15 protein-coding genes are annotated in these 20,449 nt (G+C 35.6%); all 15 read left to right on the top strand.

The features are described 5' to 3' along the window. Positions 1–211 precede the first annotated feature (211 nt). Positions 212–1,399: a FecR family protein gene (locus tag M0051_RS07095; RefSeq protein WP_306740836.1), complete on the top strand. Its 1,188-nt coding sequence runs from the start codon at positions 212–214 to the stop codon at positions 1,397–1,399. 294 nt (positions 1,400–1,693) lie between these two features. Beyond that, positions 1,694–5,158 (top strand): TonB-dependent receptor, encoded by a 3,465-nt coding sequence (locus M0051_RS07090; RefSeq protein ID WP_306740835.1) that lies wholly within the window; start codon positions 1,694–1,696, stop codon positions 5,156–5,158. A 12-nt stretch (positions 5,159–5,170) separates the two neighbouring features. Next, on the top strand, positions 5,171–6,670 hold the full coding sequence (locus tag M0051_RS07085) for a RagB/SusD family nutrient uptake outer membrane protein (protein WP_306740834.1): 1,500 nt from the start codon (positions 5,171–5,173) through the stop codon (positions 6,668–6,670). 168 nt (positions 6,671–6,838) lie between these two features. After that, positions 6,839–7,978, top strand: a complete 1,140-nt coding sequence (locus M0051_RS07080) for a TlpA disulfide reductase family protein (RefSeq protein WP_306740833.1) — start codon at positions 6,839–6,841, stop codon at positions 7,976–7,978. A gap of 9 nt (positions 7,979–7,987) precedes the next feature. Further along, the gene (locus M0051_RS19750) at positions 7,988–8,221 is read left to right on the top strand and encodes a peroxiredoxin family protein (protein WP_373568305.1); all 234 of its coding nucleotides are present in this window, start codon (positions 7,988–7,990) and stop codon (positions 8,219–8,221) included. A gap of 35 nt (positions 8,222–8,256) precedes the next feature. Further along, a complete protein-coding gene (locus M0051_RS07075) occupies positions 8,257–8,388 on the top strand; it encodes a hypothetical protein (RefSeq protein ID WP_306740832.1) in 132 nt (43 codons plus the stop codon). Positions 8,389–8,591: 203 nt separating this feature from the next. Continuing rightward, positions 8,592–9,803 carry a thioredoxin domain-containing protein gene (locus tag M0051_RS07070; RefSeq protein ID WP_306740831.1) on the top strand — a complete coding sequence of 404 codons (1,212 nt, stop codon included), beginning with the start codon at positions 8,592–8,594 and terminating at the stop codon, positions 9,801–9,803. A 212-nt stretch (positions 9,804–10,015) separates the two neighbouring features. Beyond that, positions 10,016–11,599 carry a DUF4369 domain-containing protein gene (locus M0051_RS07065; RefSeq protein WP_306740830.1) on the top strand — a complete coding sequence of 528 codons (1,584 nt, stop codon included), beginning with the start codon at positions 10,016–10,018 and terminating at the stop codon, positions 11,597–11,599. Positions 11,600–11,728: 129 nt separating this feature from the next. Then, a complete protein-coding gene (locus M0051_RS07060) occupies positions 11,729–12,103 on the top strand; it encodes a hypothetical protein (RefSeq protein ID WP_306740829.1) in 375 nt (124 codons plus the stop codon). 471 nt (positions 12,104–12,574) lie between these two features. Then, the gene (gene glpA, locus M0051_RS07055; RefSeq protein WP_306740828.1) at positions 12,575–14,200 is read left to right on the top strand and encodes an anaerobic glycerol-3-phosphate dehydrogenase subunit A; all 1,626 of its coding nucleotides are present in this window, start codon (positions 12,575–12,577) and stop codon (positions 14,198–14,200) included. A 7-nt stretch (positions 14,201–14,207) separates the two neighbouring features. After that, a complete protein-coding gene (glpB, locus tag M0051_RS07050) occupies positions 14,208–15,449 on the top strand; it encodes a glycerol-3-phosphate dehydrogenase subunit GlpB (RefSeq protein WP_306740827.1) in 1,242 nt (413 codons plus the stop codon). Between the two features lie 7 nt (positions 15,450–15,456). Next, positions 15,457–16,716, top strand: a complete 1,260-nt coding sequence (gene glpC / locus M0051_RS07045; RefSeq protein ID WP_306740826.1) for an anaerobic glycerol-3-phosphate dehydrogenase subunit GlpC — start codon at positions 15,457–15,459, stop codon at positions 16,714–16,716. A 250-nt stretch (positions 16,717–16,966) separates the two neighbouring features. Next, positions 16,967–18,364, top strand: coding sequence for an MFS transporter (locus M0051_RS07040; RefSeq protein WP_306740825.1), 1,398 nt, complete (start codon positions 16,967–16,969; stop codon positions 18,362–18,364). 310 nt (positions 18,365–18,674) lie between these two features. Further along, positions 18,675–19,247 carry an RNA polymerase sigma-70 factor gene (locus tag M0051_RS07035; protein WP_306740824.1) on the top strand — a complete coding sequence of 191 codons (573 nt, stop codon included), beginning with the start codon at positions 18,675–18,677 and terminating at the stop codon, positions 19,245–19,247. A gap of 77 nt (positions 19,248–19,324) precedes the next feature. After that, complete coding sequence (locus M0051_RS07030) at positions 19,325–20,335, top strand: FecR domain-containing protein (protein WP_306740823.1); 1,011 nt, start codon at positions 19,325–19,327, stop codon at positions 20,333–20,335. Positions 20,336–20,449 lie beyond the last annotated feature (114 nt).

Here is a 20,449-nt window from a genome sequence, read left to right as displayed (position 1 = left end):
CAAGATAGTTTCAACTCTTCAATACTCTTTTGACTTAACTTGGATTTTCTCAAGACTTTCTTCTATTTTTCATCTAATCAGAATTTTATATCTTATACATGACCTTTTTTTGAGAAAATCAAAAAAAAGTTCTGAATCTTTTCACATCATTTCAAAGCTGCTTTGTCATAAGGGTGTATACACGATATCTATAGATTGAAAAAAATTACAAATGGAAGAAAGAATTATTGATATTATTTCCAGGTCACTAGGGGGACAAGCCACTACCAGCGAAGAGAATAAGGAGCTGGAAGCATGGTTGAGCAATAATGGAAATAAACGATTCTACTTGGGGTTAAAGCAATTTTCGTCCGAAGCCAAAAAGTCATTAATGGCCCGTGAAGCAAATGTGGACAGAGCTTTTGAGAAGCATCTTGATAAAATGAGAGAATCTCGAAAAGAATTACGCTTAAGAACTTTTAGGAAAGTATTGCCTTATGCTGCATCCATTTTATTGATAATTGGTTTGTTTTCGGTGATGATGTACCTGGGACATGAAGATTCGGGTATTTCACAGGAAGAGCAATGGCTGACAGCCATGGAGCCAGGGTCAAATAAAGCTGAGCTGGTTTTAGCCAATGGTAAAGTGTTGGATTTAGATGCAGATCGTAAAAAGAGTGCAATCAAGGAGAATGATGGAACTGTGATCAACAAAACAGGTACAGGTTTGGTTTATGATGCTAGCAACAAGGCAAACGAGTTAATAAGTTACAACAGTTTGGTTGTGCCTCGTGGGGGAGAGTTTCAGTTGGAACTGGAAGATGGAACTAAAGTGTGGGTAAACTCAGAAACCAGGTTGCGATATCCTACAAAATTTCCCAAAGATGAGAGGGTTGTATTGTTGGAAGGAGAAGCCTATTTTGAGGTGAGCAAAGACAAGAGTCGACCATTTATCGTGAAAACACAAGGAGTGGATGTAAGAGTTTTGGGAACTCAATTCAATGTCTCTTCTTATGCTGATGATAAAGCCATTCAAACCACTTTGGTAGAAGGGAGCGTGGCAGTAATGGATAGTAAAAATCCGAAGACAAATGTATTGCTTGATCCCGGATATCAGGCTGTATTTTCGAAGGATGCCAGAGACCTAGAAAATAAGAAAGTTAACGTTGATCTGTATACTTCCTGGAAAGATGGAAAGTTTGTATTTGAGCAATCAAGTCTATGCGATATCATGAATAAGGTTTCTCGTTGGTACGATGTGAAAGTATTCTACCAAAACAACGAAGCTGGAGATATCAACTTTACGGGAACTTTAAAACGATACGAAAGTCTGGATCGATTGTTGGGAATGATTGAGAAAACCAATGAAGTGAAGTTTTTCTTTAAGGACAATACCATAATAGTTCAGAAACAATACTAAATCAATTAGGAATTACGAATTAACAATGACGAATAAAGTAGGATGTTTTCGAACTTATACCAACCAGAAAGTCTCCCTTTTAGGGGAGATTTAGAGGGGTGTTTAGAAGGAAAATAATTACAATTAAACCAAGATGATGAATTGCTAGTGGCTAGTTACTAACAAAACCCAATATATAGAAACAAAAAAACGGGTTTGCTACCAACAAACCCGAAATGATAATAATTACCGTATTCATCGCTGAGTGGAATCAATAGATGAATACATATGTGTAACTGTAATCCTTACAAATTTATGAAAAATTCATTTGGAATCACCTCCTTTTTTGAGAAAAGAAGGTGGAAGAAAACTTTAATGCGTATGAAGTTGCTTACGATGTTGATGCTGGTTGGTGTTTTACAACTATCGGCAAATGTGAAAGGGCAGAATGCGATGGTAAACATGAGTATGCATAATGCTAACCTGATCGAATTCTTTTCGGAGATCGCTGATCAGACCGATTATGAATTCCTTTACAATTATGATTTGGTTCTAAGCAAGGAATCTGTAAATCTTGAGGTAAACCACGAAGATTTAAAAGAATTATTGGAGGATGTATTGTACGAACGTGATCTTGATTACGAATTAGAAGACAATGTGATCATTATCTCAGAAAGAGAATTTGTAGCTCCAATAGCTGTTGCAACTCCTGTAAAGCAAGAGAAGAAAGTTACTGGTATGGTAACTGATAATAAAGGTCTTGGTTTACCTGGTGTTTCAGTACTTGTAAAAGGAACCTCAACAGGTACTGCTACAGATATTGATGGTAACTATACGCTCGCTATTCCAGAGGGAACAAAAATACTTGTATTTTCATTTATTGGAATGATGCCGCAAGAAGTTACATATACAGGACAAACTACAATAAATGTAACTCTTACTCCTGATACAGAACAAATGGAAGAGGTTGTTGTTGTTGGATATGGTAAGGTTGATAAGAAAGACCTTACAGGTACGGTTGCAACAGTAAAATCAGAAGAATTACAATTGGTAAAAACTCAAACAATTGATGCTGCACTTGCTGGTCAGATGACTGGTGTTCATGTTTCGTCAAGTGGTGGTGCACCTGGTTCAGGAAATATTGTTCACATTCGAGGTTTAAGTGGAATTACTGGAGATAACCAGCCATTGTATGTAGTTGATGGTGTACCTATTATTCAGAATCCAAACTTTGGAACACTCGGTTTGGGTACTTATGGGCAAAGAGAAAATCCATTGTTATCAATTAATCCGAATGATATTGAGCGTGTTGATGTGTTGAAAGATGCTTCTGCAGCAGCAATCTATGGATCTAGAGCCGCTAATGGTGTTATCTTGATCACAACAAAACGTGGTAAGAGAAATATGGCTCCTAAGGTTAATTTTTCCGTGAATGCTACGATTCAAAATCCTACAGACAAGTTTGATTACATGAATGCTGAGGAATTTAAGGGATTCGTGACAGAACAAGCTCAAGCAACTCTAGATAATAGTACATATCCTGAGGAATGGTGGTCGTTTGTTTATCCAACTCAAATGCAAATTGTTTCAGATCCGGATGGTTATTTTGGAGATGCAGATACTGATTGGCAAGATGAAGTAACAAATAAGAATGCGCTTTGGACGCAATACAATATGAATGTATCCGGAGGTTCGGAGTCTGTAAATTATATGGTGTCGGCCACAGTTTCAGATCAGGAAGGTTTAATGTTAGGGAACAGATTTAAGCGATATAACTTAAGTTCAAGTTTGGATGCTAATATTTCCAAGCGATTTAAAGTTGGTACATCGATAAACTACAATTATGCGGTGAATAAATCTTCTGGAATTATGGGGTTATCCGACGGAGCATTCAGGCCAGATATCGCACCGTATAATGAAGATGGTTCCTTCACAACCTATCAAGATGCCAATTTTGGGGAATTATTTAACCCTCTTGGCGATGCTGCAAAAGTGAGAAACAAAGCGATATCACAAAATATTTATGGTTCTGTGTATAGTGAATTGGAAATATTGAAAGATCTGAAATTAAGAACAGCCATTAATATTAACCTTAACAATGATCGTACTTCAAATTATACCCCTTCATATACTTCTAATGCAAAGTTTTATGAAGTATACTATTCAGAACCTGGCGGAAGATTGTACAAGCAGAGAAATGATGGATATGCAATAGCATTTGAAAATGTTTTAACATACAATAAAACATTTAATGACGTTCATAAGTTTAATGCTATGGCTGGTATTTCATGGGATAGGTCTCGCTTAGACTTGGAGTCTCAGACCTATAGAGGTTTTCCGGATGATGATATCATGACAAATATTAATTCGGCAAACATTGTGGATGATTATAGTAGTGAATCAATAGAGAATGGATTGAATTCTGTTTTTGGTCGTATCAATTACGTTTACGATAATCGCTACATGGCAACATTTACAGCAAGATATGATGGATCTACAAAGTTTGGTCCAGAGAATCAAAGAGGTTTCTTTCCTTCAGGTGCGTTAGCTTGGAATATCCATCACGAAGACTTTTTAGAAGGAGATGAGGTGATTAACAAATTAAAAGTAAGAGCAAGTTTAGGCCGTACAGGTTCTGACAACTTACCTTCTTTTTCATATTTGGCATATTACCAATCACAAGAAAATGGCTATTCTTTTTATGATGGAGTGAATGGGATTGTGGTTACAGGAGTGCCAAATACCGGAATCAAATGGGAAACAACAGATCAATTGGATTTAGGTTTAGAGTTCGGATTATTTAATAATCGTTTGTATGGTGAGTTAGTGTATTTCGAGAAGAATACAAGTGATATTATTTTAGGAGTCGCAATCCCTTCAGAAACGGGATCTTCAAGATGGCAAAATAATATTGCTGATGTTTCCAACAAAGGATGGGAGATTATGTTGGGAGGAGATATCATACGAGGCAAAAATTTCACATGGACTTCGGCTTTTAATATCTCATTTGTAGAAAATAAGGTAGATGCATTGAATGGAGGATCGACTTCTCAGTACGGTAGTTCAGGAATTATTGAAGGTGAACCTATTGGAGTTGTTAGTGGTTATGATGTAATTAAAATTGCTCAAACTCAAGAGGAAATTGATGATTTGAATGCATCCGCTGGAGGACAATATCAGTCTTCTTTAACGCAACCAGGGGATTATATATTTAGAGATGCGAATGGTGATGGTAAAATTACCAATGATGATAGAGTAGCTTTAGGGGATATTAATCCGGAATACTATGGTGGCTGGAATAATAGAATTTCTTACAAGAATTTTGAATTGGGTATGAACTGGGCTTTTGTGCAAGGTTCTGAAAGAGCTTATGATGCAATAACCAATTTAAGTTATGCTAATGTACAAAGTAATTCTAGCAGAATTGTTTTCGAGACTTGGACTCCGGAAAATACTGATGCTAAATATGCAAGATTAGGTTCTTCTTCACACGGTTATATTCCAACTTCGAAATCTGTTGTTGATGCATCATACATTAGACTTAGATCACTTTCGTTAACCTATAATTTACCAAAATCTCTATTGTCAAAAATTGGTGTGTACAATGCTAAAATTTCATTGAGTGGTAACAATTTAGTGACAATTACAGATTATCCAGGTTTAGATCCAGAAAGTGTTAATTCTCAAAGAGGTGGATCCACTGTTGATTTAACATCGGATGGAGGGTATGCCTATCCTCAAGCAAAAACATATACTGTAGGATTAAACGTAACTTTTTAAATCTGAAAGACCATGAAACTATTAAAAAAAATATATATAGCTGTATTAGGGGTAGGATTGCTTAGTATGGTAGCTTGTGATGATATTACTAAAGAATTGGATGATTTTGATCCATTGTATTCTGTTCCTGCAGAAACAGCAATTGTAGATGAGGCTTCTGCAGAACTTGCACTTACTGGTGTGTATGCCACATTTCGTCAGGCAAATTACGGACCTGAGATACATTTATTTCCTGATGTTTTAAGCGGGTATGGACAAAATTCATTCTATAATAGCACAAGACCTGAAAATATGGGTTGGGCTAATAATGAGCCAATATCAGTAGGAGCTAGCAGTCAATTAGGTGCTTACTCAAAAATGTATGAATTGGTAAGTAGAGCCAATTGGTTATTGCAGAATCTGAATAAACTAGGCGAAGAAGATTTTGATAATCCTGCCAGAAAAACTGAAATGGAAGGAGAAGCATATACGCTAAGAGCAATGGGGCATTTTTATTTGCTAAGGTTGTTCGGTCAGTTTTATGATTCAGATTCAAAATACGGTGTAAATCTAAGAACAGAACCAGCTACCAATTCTGAAGCTTTTCCTAGACATACTGTTTCGGAAACATACGATTTAATAATTGAAGATTTAGACAAAGGTATTGCTCAAGCTCCAGAGTTAAGAGCTAAATGGTATGTAAACAAAACATTTGCAAAAGCTTTAAAGGCTAAGGTATACCTTTACAAAGGTGATTATGCTAATGCTTCAGTTGTTGCAAAAGATGTAATTGATAATTCGGGAGCTGATTTTGATTTAGCGGCCAATTATGCTGATCAATTTCAGCCTCATACCTCAGATGCCTTATTTCAAAATCCAGAAATTATTTTTGGTTCAAGGGGAGAGTCGAATGCTGGATTAGGAATTGGTAATTTCTACAGTGGCTTCTCTATAGCAATTTCTCAAAAATATGTTGATGCAGTAGCAGATTCACTATTAATAGGAACTCAGAAAATTGCAGTGGATGGTGGTAGAACAGCATCTGTCTTAAATGTGAATACATCTTATGGTGGTTATTGGACCAGCAAGTATACTTCTTACTTTTCTGAAGGGACCTACGAAATGATTTATCATATGAGAATGGCGGAAGTCTATACTATTCTAGCGGAAGCAAGTGCAAGATCAGCCAATAGCGTTACCACTGAGGCTTTAGATGCTTTAAATACACTAAGAGCTCAACGTGGAGCTACAAACACAGGAGTTGATGGATTTGAGATTTATCCAGTAAGTATCAGCTTTGATGAATTCTTGACAGCCATTCGTATGGAAAAATTAGTAGAGCTTCAGGCTGAAGGTGGTGAATCATGGTTCGACTTGGTGCGTTTTGATCATGCTGATGGTTTTGGAACAGGATTCCAGGTTTCGGATGTTAAGGCGAGTGCAACTAATTCCGATAAGTTTATCTTACCAATACCTTTTGAATCAATTCAGGCAGGTGGATTTATAGTAGAACAAAATCCATCCTACGAATAAAATATAAAATCCAGACTCTCATACCTAGAGAGTCTGGTACTCTTTTATTACAAAATCTACTTCCGTTCCATTTTTTTCGGAGAAGTTCAATTCTTTCTTCTCTTACAGAATCACTTTTCAGTTTGGATGACTTAGTTTAACTGTGCATTGCACAAAAATGATTTTAACATGAAATACTTAATTACATTAGTTGGTATGCTTGCACTTTTTTCGTGCAGTAATAAAAATCAGTTTACTCTTGATGGAAATATTAAAGGAGTAACAAAGGATAAAATAGTATTGGGGACTTTCCAGGGAAGAGACATGCTGGGTATTGATACAGTTGATGTTTTAAATGGTAAATTTCGATTTGAGATAGAAAGTTTGCCAACCTCAACCTATGCGCTTCGTTTGTTGAAGAAGAATGTGAGTATGAGTGCCATATTAGAAAATGGAAACATTACGCTAAATGCTGATATTAAGGATGCGGAAAGAGGATACATTCAACAGATTGAAATGATAGGTGGTAAAAATCAAGAATTGATTACACGTTTTCATAATATGAAGTTCGAGATCCTGAGACATGAAAGATATGCCAATGCAACAGAAATTGTTGCCAAAATAAAGAAGACTAAGGATCACGATGAATTTATAGAACTGAATAAAAAGCTACAAGCTTTGGCTCCAAATTTAGAAGAAGAGGTAAAAACTGCTCAATTGAAACTGATTCGTGATAATTTAGATCAATACTTCGTATCACAAATATTTTGGGTAGTTCAAAAAATTACGACAGCTGAAGAAGTGAAAGAGATCTATGATTTACTTCCAGCCGAATCCCAGAAGAATGAAAGAGTTGTGAATGTAATGAACGATATCAGAATAAAGGAGAGCATTCAACCAGGAAAACCTGCTCCTGATTTTACATTGAAAACCCCTGAAGGAGAGGATTTAAGTTTGATAGACTTAAGAGGAAAAATAGTGTTGGTTGATTTTTGGGCATCTTGGTGCAAGCCCTGTCGTGCCTCTTTTCCACATATGAAGGAATTATATGGGAAATATCATGCTAAAGGATTTGAAATTTTAGGAGTAACCAATGATAGTAATCACAAAGCCTGGAAGAAAGCTATTAAAGATGATGAACTTCCTTGGTTGAATGTAGCCGATGAATTCCCAACCGAAGGACCCGTAAGAACTGCTAAAGTGATCACTTCATATGGAATGGATTATCTGCCTTCTACTGTTTTAATAGATAAACAAGGAATTATCATTGCCAAACTACTTCATGGCGAGGAGTTGGATAAAAAATTAGAAGAATTATTCGGGCTGTAATAATACAATATCAATAATAAGGACTTAAACTTGGATGAATTCAAAGGTCAATATGTACTGCTTGACTTTTGGGCGTCATGGTGTAGTCCATGTCGCAAGGGAAACCAACGCTTAATTTCTTTGTCCAACAATAATCACAAAATGGATGTTGATTTATTGGAATTGCTAGCGATGACAATAATATTCCAGCTTGGCATAAAGCGGTTAAATAGGATCAAATCTGAATCTGGCGTCATATATTAAGAGGAACTAAAGAAAAAGGAAATGATATTGGTGACTTGTATGCAATTTATACCTTATCTACAAAAGTTTTAATTGATCCGGAAGGTGAAATTATCGGTCGTTTTGGCGCTGATGGTGATAATGATGAAACAATGTATAAAATGTTTCAGAATATATTTGGTGAGTAAAACGGATTGGTTTTATGATTTGGACAGAATGCTGGCAGTAAAAACTGCTGGCATTTTTTATGCAGTTGATTAAACGATTCTGGTTGTATAAAGTTAATTAAGGTTAAAAATTCAATCCTCCATTCACACGTTTTGCCTTTTGATATGTCCTAAGAGTATAAATGAAATTTAATATTGGTAATTACCATAAAATTTAACTCAAAATGAAGAAGTTATTAGGAGTAATGCTAGCTATATTTATGAGCAGTAGCATTTTTGCACAGGGAATTGAATTCGAGCACGGAACTTTTGCTGAAGCTTTGGCAAAAGCAAAGAAAGAAAACAAAATGGTTTTCATGGATTGTTATACAACTTGGTGTGGTCCATGTAAAATGCTGGCAAAGAATATTTTTCCTCAGAAAGAGGTAGGTGACTATTTTAATGCACATTTTGTGAATGTTAAAATGGATATGGAAAAGGGAGAAGGTATTGAACTTCAGAAAAAGTATGGAGTGAAAGCTTATCCGACCTTATTGTTTATGGATGCAAATGGTAAAGTTCTGCATACCAAAGTTGGTGGTTCGGATGCTGCTGGTTTAATCGAAGAGGCAAAGATTGCCGGTGATCCTTCAAGACAAATTGGAGCATTAGAGAAAAAATATGCTGAAGGCAATCGTGATCCTAAATTTGTTGCACAGTATATAAAGGCCTTGTATTCGGCTTACAAGAAAGAGGAGGTGTTAGCTGTTGGGAAAGATTTTATTGCAAATTGTCCGAAAGAAAAACTAGCTAATGTTGATGCCTTTACTGTAATTGGCTATTCGGAAGCACTGGAATTTGGAAGTGAAGCTTACAAATACATTATTGCAAATCACGACAAACTTATTGCTATTGAAGGAATTGGTCAGGAAGATTATGATGGGATTGTTGGAGCTGCAGTGAACAAATACGTATCTGGTATTGCTACAACAGGAACAATTGAAGAATTAAAATCAGCAATTGAAGTAGCTAAGAAAGATTTCACAGCTCCTCAGCAAAAAAAAATGGAAGACAACTGGTACTCTACCTACTATTTGGCGCACAAAGAGTATGATACCTGGTTCAACAAAAAGATCTCATCGGCGAAGGAAACCTTGAAGACTGACAAGAGAATGGGTGCAGGTATTTTAATTAATACCACTTACCGAGTTGCTATGGATCCTGCATTTGAAGGTTCTGGTCTTTATGGAAAAGCAATTACAGCAGTAGAAGATTATATGAAAGAGGATAGTGAAATGTTAGCTTGTTACTATTGCCTGGCAAGTTTATATAAAAAATCAAATAACAAAGATAAAGCATTGGAAAACATCAATGCATTTATCTCTAAAAATGCCGAGAAAGGAGGCAAAAACGACAAGCGTGTAATGGCATTAAAAGAAGAAATTGAAAAAATGTAATTAGTCAATAATTTATTGATTATATTTAACAACTTAATAAGTGGTTTGACAAAACTTTATAGGGAAGTCAGACCACTTATACCAAATCAAAAAAACAAATTTATAAACTGATCCGATGAAACGAGCAGAATTAAAATAATATTAAATACATACGACAGTTATTATTTTGATCTTGTGACTTACATCCGACAAAAAAATGAAACTTTAAACGGATGAAATTTAAATTAAACCTACTAGTTGTCCTGGCTGCCATGCTGGGAATGTTTGCATGTAACAATGCCAAGAAAGAAACAAAATCAGGAATGATTTTAACAGGTACTATTGCAGGTGTTGCCGATGGTTCGAAATTGGAACTAGCTCATTATACTGCTGGCGGTATGCAAAAAGATACTGCAATTATCAAAGAGGGTAAGTTTGAAATCAAAGGAGATTACCCAATTCCAACCTTGTGTTACTTTGCAATTGCAGAAACAAATAATTATGCACAAATCTATGTGGAAAATGCGCCGATTACCGTTACTGCCGATATTAAGGATTTCTCAAACATGAAAGTAACAGGTAGTAAAGAGCATGATACTTATGCGATTTACCAGAAGGAAAGCAATGAAATTCGAGCAAAGTATAAAGATATCATGGCTCAGCTTTATAAGCCTGGTAACACTAAAGAGCAAGCTGATGAATTAATGAAGAAATTAGAGCCTCAGCAAAAAGAAATGGAAGCTTTAAATGAGAAGTTCATTATGGAATATCCAGCTTCAGCTCATGCTGCTAGCCTTGTAGTAAGAGAACTTTCCGGTAAGAATTATAAGGAAGCTCAGAAAATGGTAGCTGCAATGGATGCTCAACTTCAGAAGAATCCAACCATTGTGAATACCCTTGCAGAAATGGCTAAGAAAAGTGAGAAAGATGTTACCATTGATGAGTTAATGGCCAATGTAAAGAATGTTTCATACAAAGTTGATACAAAATATGCAGGTAAGGAACTAAAAGATATTATTTACCTGGGAACATTTAAGAATGGAAATCTATGTGCATTAAAGAAAGATGGAACAGTTCAAGTAATTAATGCTAAGGGGAAAGTTGCTAAGGAGTTTAAAGCCAATTTAAGTGGTCAGGCTTCGTCGTTGGCTGTTGATGCAGATGATAGCATCTATTTGCTATGTACCATTCAGGAAGAAGTAGAGAAAAAAGTCAGAGGTAGAAAAATTAAAAGGATGATGCCTAAAGCAGTTGAGTGTGTAGTTCTTGATGTAAATGGGAAGGAAAAAGCAAAGTATGTTTTGAAAGATGTAATTACAGCAACTGGAGCAAGAATAATTGGCAGCAAGATTGTGGTTGCTGATTATAGAGGTGCTAAACTTGCCATGTTTGATAAAACTAACGGAGAAGCTGGCCCTGTAATGAAAGATATGCGTCCATGTTGTGGTATACTTGATTTCTCGGTAAATGCGAAAAATGAAATTTTGGTTGCTAACCTTGGTGCTTTCCGTGTTCAAGGATTTAACTTTTCTGGTGAAAGTATTTTGACATTTGGTCAGAGAGGTAAAACATTGAATGATTTCCACGGGTGTTGTAATCCTGTTTCAGTAGCTTCATTAAATAGTGGTGCTATTGTAACGGTTGAGAAAGACCCTACACGTATTAAGGTATACAGCAGTACTGGAGCAAAACAAATTGCTGGTATCGAAGAATTGGTGAAAGGATGTTCCTACATTCCAATGATCGTTGATGGTAAGGATAATCTTTATCTTGCTTCAGCTGAAAAAGGAATTGTTAAGTGTGTATCAGTGAATTAAAAATTGATAAGAAAATTTAAACAGAGAGAGTCATTTTTTTTTAATGGCTCTTTTTTTTTGCTTTTCTTTCACCCGATTTCCTCAATTAATTGTCTATAAGGTAGAAGTGAAAAAAAGGGAGAGTGTGTCATGATAAATGTAGAATACAGACCAGAGAGTGATTTATTGGATGTAGTGTTGACTGGAAAGATACAATTTGCTCAGATGAAGGAGTATTGTTTAAACCTTTTAAAGGGAATAACTACACCCAATTGTGTTAGAATTCTAGAAGATGCAAGTTCAGCAGAACTACTATATGATATTGATGATGCTGAAAGTTTGGGATCGATTATAGAATCTGAATTGGGACAACAATTAACTGTTAGGCATGCCCTGATTAGAAGAAATCCTCTTGATACTGCATTTGGGATGATTCGAATTCAAAATAATACTTCTGATCGTTATCAGTTAAAAGTGTTTTCTATTCCTGAAAATGGAAGACATTGGTTAATGAATGAGAATTAAAATTTATAACTATTAACACCTATATAAAATTACTTTTTACAAAGTGAATGTTTGCAGGTATTTTTGTCAGATTTAAGGCCTGTATCACAGTAAATGGCAAAATCATTTTAATGATTTTGCCATTTTTTATATTGATTTTATGTGTAAATGCTTCATGTTTTTTATTTAGATGCAATCTACCTAAACTGTTTTTGTTCTAATTTATTTTTCGGAAAATCTATTTGGTAATAACGCTTTTGTGTTGTGTAAATGCTGGATATATAATTGTTTATGAGTTTAGGATTCGTAAATAATTCTGGTGTGATAATTTTATCAACGGACACATTCTTAAGCTAAGGATTCGATAATGCAAAATATATTTTTTAAAGACATACTTTGTAATGCTATGTATGATGTATATCTTTGTATTCGAAGATTTATTAAAATCTTCGTTAAGCTGAATAATAAGATATTGAAATAAGAATACTCATCATGAATAAGAATAGATCCAAGGAATATGATGTAATTATCATCGGAGGGGGAGCAACAGGTGCAGGGACAGCGCGGGATTGTGCGATGAGAGGATTAAGTGTATTGCTAGTAGAGCGTCATGATTTTGCCACTGGAGCGACAGGAAGAAATCATGGTTTATTACATAGTGGAGCCAGATACGCAGTAACCGATCATGAATCGGCTGCAGAATGTATTGAGGAAAACATGATTCTCCGAAAAATTGCAAACCATTGCATCGAAGAAAACAATGGACTATTTCTTACTCTACCAGAAGATGATATTGCATTTCAGTCTCAATTTGTAGATGCTTGTTCAAGTGCAGGGATTTCAACGGAAATTATAGATCCTAAGTTGGCACTTCGCATGGAACCATCAGCTAATCCTGATATAATTGGAGCAGTTAAAGTGCCTGATGGATCGGTTGATCCTTTCCGTTTGACCATGTCAAATGCATTGGATGCCAAATTGAATGGCGCCGATATTTTAACTCAGCATGAGGTTGTTGATATTTTGAAAGATCAAGATCGTGTGAATGGTGTAGAATTATTCGATCATGCGAAAAAGGAAAAAGTAAAATATTACGGAAAAGTTGTTTGCAATGCGGCTGGGATTTGGGGACATAATATTGCCCAGTTTGCAGGAGTAAACATCAATATGTTTCCTGCAAAAGGTTCTCTTCTGATTTTTGGTCATCGTGTAAATAAAATGGTTTTGAACAGGTGTAGAAAACCTGCCAATGCGGATATTCTTGTTCCGGGAGATACCATTTGTTTGATTGGAACCACTTCGGAACGAATTCCAATTGAAGAGATAGACAATATGTATGTTTCCAAGGATGATGTGGATGTGTTGATAAGAGAAGGAGTAAAACTTTCTCCATCCTTGGCCACTACACGTATTCTTCGTGCTTATGCAGGAGTTCGTCCATTGGTTGCCGCCGATAATGATCCAAGTGGAAGAAGTATTAGTCGTGGTATTGTATTGATGGATCACAAGGAGAGAGATGGCCTGGAAGGTTTCATCACTATTACAGGAGGTAAGCTGATGACTTATCGCTTAATGGCGGAAGAAGCAACAGATCTAATCTGTAAAAAATTAGATATCGATAAAAAATGTGAAACGGCCAACATTCCATTACCAGGATCTGCAAAAAGTGATGAAACTTTAAATAATGTAAGCCAGAAGGTTTATTCAGCCAATGGTATTACTCAAAAATCAGCAAAGGATAGACATGGATCATTGGCTCATAAAATAGCAAAAGGTGATGAGAATGAAGATTCCATGGTTTGTGAGTGCGAAGGTGTTTCGATTGGGGAAGTAAAGTATGCAATTAATGAATTGCATGTAAATAACTTGATTGATTTGCGCCGTAGAACTCGTGTTGGAATGGGAACTTGTCAAGGCGAGTTGTGTGCTTGTCGTGCAGCCGGTTTGCTTTGTGAATCGATGGAAGAACCAGGAAAAGCAAAAGATGATTTGGCCAACTTTCTTCAGGAGAGATGGAAAGGAATGTCGCCAATTGCTTGGGGTGAAACGATTAATGAAATTCAATTTACATCTTGGATTTACGAAGGGATATATGGATTGAAACCAGAAAACAATTAAGCAGAGTATGAAATTCGATAACATTATAATAGGTGGTGGGTTAAGCGGACTCACATGTGGAATTAAATTGGCGGAGCAGGGAAAAAAATGTGCGATTGTTTCATCTGGTCAAAGTGCAATTCATTTCTTTTCGGGTTCCTTCGATCTATTGGGTAAGGTAAATGGTGAAGAGGTTGCAAATCCTTTGGAAAGCATGAAAACCTTATCTGAGACTCATCCTTATAAAAGGGTAGGTTTGGATAAAATAGAACGGTTAACAAATGATGCTTTGCATTTGCTGGTTCGTTCCGGTTTGAATTTAACTGGTCAAGCTGATAGAAATCACTTCACATTAACACCTATGGGTGTTATGAAACCAACTTGGTTGACATTAAGTGATTTTACCAGCTTCGATAATAAGGACAGTTTCCCTTGGAAGAAAGCGGTTATCTTAAATTTTAGTGGATTTCTCGATTTTCATACACTCTTTATTAAAGATGGATTGAAAAAGTTTGATGTTCAAGCACAAATTAAGAATATCTCGATGAAACAGTTTGAAGCAATTCGTAAAAACCCTAGCGAAATGCGTTCAACCAATATTGCCAAAGAATTTGATAAGGTAAATGCTATTGATGAATTTGCACAGAAAGCAAATGTTCTTAGTGATGGATTTGATGTGGTGATACTTCCTGCCGTATTTGGATTATTTAATAAGACAATTGCAGATAAGCTAAAAGAGAAAATTGAAAAGCCAGTTCTTTTGTTACCAGCCATACCTCCGTCAGTTCCTGGTATTCGCACACAGATTACATTGCGTGAAAGATTTCAGGAATTAGGAGGAACATACTTGTTGGGAGACAATGTTGAAGGGGGAGTTTTTGAAAATGGCAGATTGTTGGAAATCAGAACCAATAATCATGGAGATATAAAATTTGAGGCAGATCAATTCATTTTGGCAAGCGGAAGTTTTTATAGCAAAGGAATTGTGGCAACTCACGATAAATTATATGAACCAATTTTTGGTTTAGATATCGATGGCGACAGCAATCGTGAAAAATGGTTTGATGAAAAGATATTTAACGATCAGGCATTTATGCATTATGGTGTAAAAACCGATCAGAATTTTAGAGCATTGATGAATGGTGAACCTGTAGAAAATTTATATGTGGCAGGTTCAGTGTTGGGAGGAGCAAATCCTCTTAAAGAAGGAAGTGGAGCAGGTATAAGTTTACTTACATCTCTTCATGCGGCTGAACAAATTTTAAAATAGCAGGACAATGAAAAAGGAAATATTTGAACCATATAACGTTAGTGAGAATAACTTTGAGCAATGTGTCAAATGTACAATTTGTACCGTTTATTGTCCGGTATTGGAAGTAAATCCTGATTATCCAGGCCCAAAGCAATCTGGCCCAGATGGCGAACGAATGCGATTAAAAGATCCTGAGTTTTATGATGAGGCCTTGAAGTTGTGCTTAAATTGTAAGCGTTGCGAAGTTGCCTGTCCATCGGGAGTTAAAATTGGTGACATTATTCAATCTGCTCGCATAAAGTATAGTAAAAGCAGGCCAAAACTTCGCGATATGATTCTTGCGAATACCGATATTGTGGGAACCATGGCAAGTACATTTGCTCCAATTGTGAATACAGCAGTTGCACTTAAGCCTGTCCGAAAAGTAATGGATAGTGTGCTAAAGATCGATCATCATCGTATGTTTCCAAAATATACAGGCTTGCGTTTTGAAACCTGGTATCGCAGGTATGCTGAAAAAAAACAGCAGAAGTTCAAAAAGCATGTTAGTTATTTCCATGGTTGCTATGTGAATTATAACTTCCCTCAGCAGGGTAAAGACCTGATTAAGGTAATGAATGCTGCAGGTTATGGTGTACACCTTTTGGAGAAGGAAAAATGTTGTGGTGTTGCATTAATTTCTAATGGATTAATCAAGCAGGCAACCAAACAAGCCAAACACAATGTTGAGGCATTCAAGAAATCAATTGTAGATAAAAAGATGCCAGTGATTTCAACTTCATCAACTTGTATATTTACCATTCGCGATGAATACCCTCATTTATTAGGAGTAAAAAATGAGGAAATAAGAAATGATAGTGAATTGGCAACACGTTTCTTATTCCGATTGATTGATGAAGGAAAATTGAATTTGGTATTTAAAAAGAATTACAAAAAAAGAATCGCATATCATACTCCTTGTCATATGGAGAAGTTAGGTTGGTCTATTTATTCAATTTCGCTTCTTAGAATGATACCTAGTGTTGAATTGGTTCAGCTTGAATCACAATGTTGTGGGATAGCAGGAACCTATGGATTTAAGAAAGAGAATTATCAAACATCTCAGGAAGTTGGTAAACCTTTATTCGATCAGATAGAAAACTCTAAGGTTGATTTTGTTGCCACAGATTGTGAAACCTGTAAATGGCAAATAGAAATGTCAACATCTAGCAAAGTTCAGCATCCAATATCTATTCTGGCAGAAGCAATAGATGTTGATGCTACAATGAAACTATGGCAAAAATAAGCGTGTAGTAGAGCAAAATATTTTATTTTTAAGTTAGGTTAATGCCGCGATTATTGGATCATTTCAATCCATTGATTGCGGCATCTTTTTTGCAAGTAAATATTCTTTTAAAATTTATTCTGATATACAGGCTCGATTTGGGTAAAAAATAGGAGAATCCCTACTTGTGAAATTCAATGGGGTAATCTATTTTTAACGCCCAATATTACGGACAACTATACCTTAAAATAAAACTAAATAAAGAATTAAAATGAGTGCAGAACAAGTGAGTACGGGAAAAGAAAAGTTCTCAAGAGCTTTTTGGGTGGCCAATTCTGTTGAGCTTTTAGAAAGAGCAGCATACTATGGAGTTTTCATTGTAATAACAATATATCTTTCAAGAATATTAGGCTTTACTGATATTGAAGCAGCAATGATATCAGGTTTGTTTTCAGCTGGTTTGTATCTATTACCAACCTTTAGTGGAGCCTTAGCGGATAAAATGGGTTTTAGAAAAGCATTGTTGTTGGCTTTCACATTACTAAGTATTGGTTATGCTGGTTTAGCAATTTTACCAACCATGTTGGAAGCTGCTGGTTTGGTTGAATATACCGAAGTAACCAAATTTACAGGACTGGAGAAAACAAGTTGGAAATGGATGATTGTACCAATTGTGATTGTGATAATGATTGGTGGATCATTTATTAAATCAGTAATTACAGGTACTGTTGCTAAAGAGACAACAGAATCGAATCGTGCAAAAGGATTTTCTATCTTTTACATGATGGTAAATATCGGATCATTCTCAGGAAAAACCATTGTGAAACCATTGCGTGAAGCTATGGGGAACGAAGGATTGGTAAACCTAAACTTCTTTTCTGCAGCAATGACCTTGGCAGCAGTTTTTGCAGTATTCTTCTTCTTTAAGACTTCAAAAACAGATGGTGAAGGAAAATCATTAAGTGAGATTTGGCAAGCATTAACAAGGGTAATTGCGAATGGTCGTTTGGTAGCATTAATTTTAATTGTTACCGGATTCTGGATGGTACAACATCAATTGTATGCAACCATGCCTAAATATGTTTTGCGTATGGCAGGTGAAGGAGCATCTCCATCATGGTATGCCAATGTAAACCCATTGGTAGTTGTTCTATTTGTTGGTTTAATTACTCAAATTATGGCAAAACGTACAGCACTTTTGTCTATGACCATAGGGATGTTTATTATGCCGATTTCTGCACTATGTATGGCAGCGGGTAACTTGCTTAATGTAGAGTCAATTGATTTAGGATTGTTCAGCATGCATCCTGTAGCATTTATGATGATTGTTGGTATTGTATTCCAAGGGTTGGCAGAATCGTTTATTTCACCTCGATTCTTAGAGTATTTTTCATTGCAAGCTCCAAAGGGTGAGGAAGGATTGTATTTAGGATTTAGTCACTTACATTCATTTGTATCTTCTATTTTAGGTTTCGGATTATCCGGAGTTCTTCTTACAAAATACTGTCCTGATCCAATACTATTTGATAGTAGAGCAGAATGGGAAGTAGCATCAGCAAATGCACATTACATTTGGTATTATTTTGTTGGAATTGCTGCAGTATCGGCAATTGCTTTAATTGTTTACGGTAGAGTAACAAAAAAATTAGATGCACAGAAAGCTGCATAACTATAATTCAAAACAATGAAGTTAAAAGCCGTCTCAATTGAGGCGGTTTTTTTGTTTCGTAACATTTATGGATGCATTCTTTGATGTGATTGGAGTTGTTAGTGAATTGGAAAAACCAACATTGAAGTGAATAAGATTTTAGAAAAGTTGAATTGGGTTTAAATGACTGAATACTAGCGGAACAATGATAAGGATGTTATCTTGATTGTTTGGATGTAATTATCCAGTCTTTTTAATTTGAAATTTTCACTTTATAAGATTTTTTGCATCTTTGACCAACCTATATTAACCACCTAAGAAAACTAAACCCTTGAAAAATCATACCAAAAATATTGATTTTCTGATTAAAAGATTATCGCTTGATTCCGATGAACGTGCTTTAGATGAACTCTTTCATATTTATTACGACAGGCTTTTAACAGCATCCTTTGTATTAGTAAAAAGCAAAGATTTGGCAGAGGAAGTTGTAGCTGATGTATTTTATCAAGTTTGGCAGAATAGAGAGAAATTGCAAGATGTTAAGAATCTCGATAATTATCTATTCGTAAGTATAAAGAATCGTTCTTTGAATTATATCAATAAAGAACAGAGAGTTGGTAAGGATTCTATTGATGAGGTGGTTTCAAATAAAATAAGCGAGGACAATACAGCCGAGGATGTAATTATAGCAAAAGAATTACAAGATAAAATTATCCATAGCATTGAAAGTTTACCACCCAAGTGTAGAGAGGTTTTTCTTTTGATTCGTTTTGAGGGAATGAAGTATAAAGAAGTGGCTGAAAAACTTAGTGTATCTGTAAATACTGTGGATACACAAATGGGTATTGCGATTAAGAAGCTAGCAGAAATGATAGGTTATCAGGGGAAAAACAAAAAAAAATAAACTTTTTTCATTTTTCCTTAGTGGAAAATGAAAAAAGCATTGTCTTAAAAATGAACTACTAGAATATAATGACGGAAATGAATCATATACATCAAATAATAGCAAAGTATTTTGCTGGAGAAATCTCTGAAGAAGAGATGGGCCAATTACGGGGATGGCTTGAATCTTCAGCAGAAAACCAAAAGCTATTTGATGAGTTAAAACAAGGCTGGGAAGGACTTGTTTTGCAAACTTCTTCAGAAGAAAAAAGTCGTGTTTTAAATAAAGTTAAGGGAAGAATTAAAGCTGAGCAGGCTGATGAAAGACCAGTTAGAAGATTGTTTGGTGCCAATTGGTACCGTATTGCAGCTTCTGTATTAATCGCTGTGTCTGTTGGAAGTCTTGCCTGGAACCAAATAAGTGAGCCATTTTCATGGATGAATACCATAGGCTACGAAGTAAGAGAATGTGATGCAGGAAAGCAGACAGACTTTTTTTTGGCTGATGGTTCTCACATATACATGAACGGGGATTCTCGTATGAAATTCAAATCTGATTTGGAAGGTACGGAACGAAATGTATATATGGAGGGAGAAGCATTTTTCGATGTGGCAAGAAATGAAAGTAAACCTTTTGTGATAGATCTTGATGGTGCAGAGGTAAAAGTTTTGGGAACCTCTTTTAATGTAAAAGCATATCCCGAAGATGAGCGCATGGAGACTTCTGTTATAACTGGAAATGTAGCTTTTACTCATAGCCACAAAGGGGAAGAGGAAGGTTTTCATCTGGTGCCGGGGCAAAAAGGTGTTATCAATCACAACACGGAGTCAATGAATAGACTTCAAGTGGATAATCAGCTCGATATTGCCTGGATGAAAAGAAGATTACACTTTGTAAATACGCCTTTGTCTGAATTGACAAAGACATTATATAGAACCTATGGTGTAAAATTTAAATTGACGGATAGCAGTCTGAAGGATTTAAAAATTACAGCCAGCTTTGAAAATGAAAAGTTAGAAGAAATCATGAAGATTCTTAAAATGACCAATGAATTCTCTTATAAAATTGAGAAAGATATGGTTGTTGTTGGGAATAAAAATGAGTTCTAATCTTGTAGGAGGAGTCCTGATTAGTACTCAAAAAAAATACCAAAGAGTGGCAGCTCTCCGGTATTTTAACTAACATGTAGTAAATTTACTTGTCAAGTAAAAAACTAATCGAAA

This window comes from Marinifilum sp. D714, from assembly GCF_030851345.1.
Lineage (GTDB): Bacteria > Bacteroidota > Bacteroidia > Bacteroidales > Marinifilaceae > Marinifilum.
Note: the sequence above shows the minus strand (reverse complement) of the source record. Positions and strands in the feature narration are given on the sequence as shown.

Excerpts from the sequence above, each read along its gene's own strand:
- glpC (WP_306740826.1), top strand. The coding sequence starts at position 15,457 with ATGAAAAAGGAAATATTTGAACCATATAACGTTAGTGAGAATAACTTT.
- M0051_RS07095 (WP_306740836.1), top strand. The coding sequence starts at position 212 with ATGGAAGAAAGAATTATTGATATTATTTCCAGGTCACTAGGGGGACAA.
- glpB (WP_306740827.1), top strand. The coding sequence starts at position 14,208 with ATGAAATTCGATAACATTATAATAGGTGGTGGGTTAAGCGGACTCACA.
- M0051_RS07070 (WP_306740831.1), top strand. The coding sequence starts at position 8,592 with ATGAAGAAGTTATTAGGAGTAATGCTAGCTATATTTATGAGCAGTAGC.
- glpA (WP_306740828.1), top strand. The coding sequence starts at position 12,575 with ATGAATAAGAATAGATCCAAGGAATATGATGTAATTATCATCGGAGGG.
- M0051_RS07040 (WP_306740825.1), top strand. The coding sequence starts at position 16,967 with ATGAGTGCAGAACAAGTGAGTACGGGAAAAGAAAAGTTCTCAAGAGCT.
- M0051_RS07085 (WP_306740834.1), top strand. The coding sequence starts at position 5,171 with ATGAAACTATTAAAAAAAATATATATAGCTGTATTAGGGGTAGGATTG.
- M0051_RS07060 (WP_306740829.1), top strand. The coding sequence starts at position 11,729 with ATGATAAATGTAGAATACAGACCAGAGAGTGATTTATTGGATGTAGTG.
- M0051_RS07065 (WP_306740830.1), top strand. The coding sequence starts at position 10,016 with ATGAAATTTAAATTAAACCTACTAGTTGTCCTGGCTGCCATGCTGGGA.
- M0051_RS07080 (WP_306740833.1), top strand. The coding sequence starts at position 6,839 with ATGAAATACTTAATTACATTAGTTGGTATGCTTGCACTTTTTTCGTGC.
- M0051_RS07090 (WP_306740835.1), top strand. The coding sequence starts at position 1,694 with ATGAAAAATTCATTTGGAATCACCTCCTTTTTTGAGAAAAGAAGGTGG.
- M0051_RS07030 (WP_306740823.1), top strand. The coding sequence starts at position 19,325 with ATGAATCATATACATCAAATAATAGCAAAGTATTTTGCTGGAGAAATC.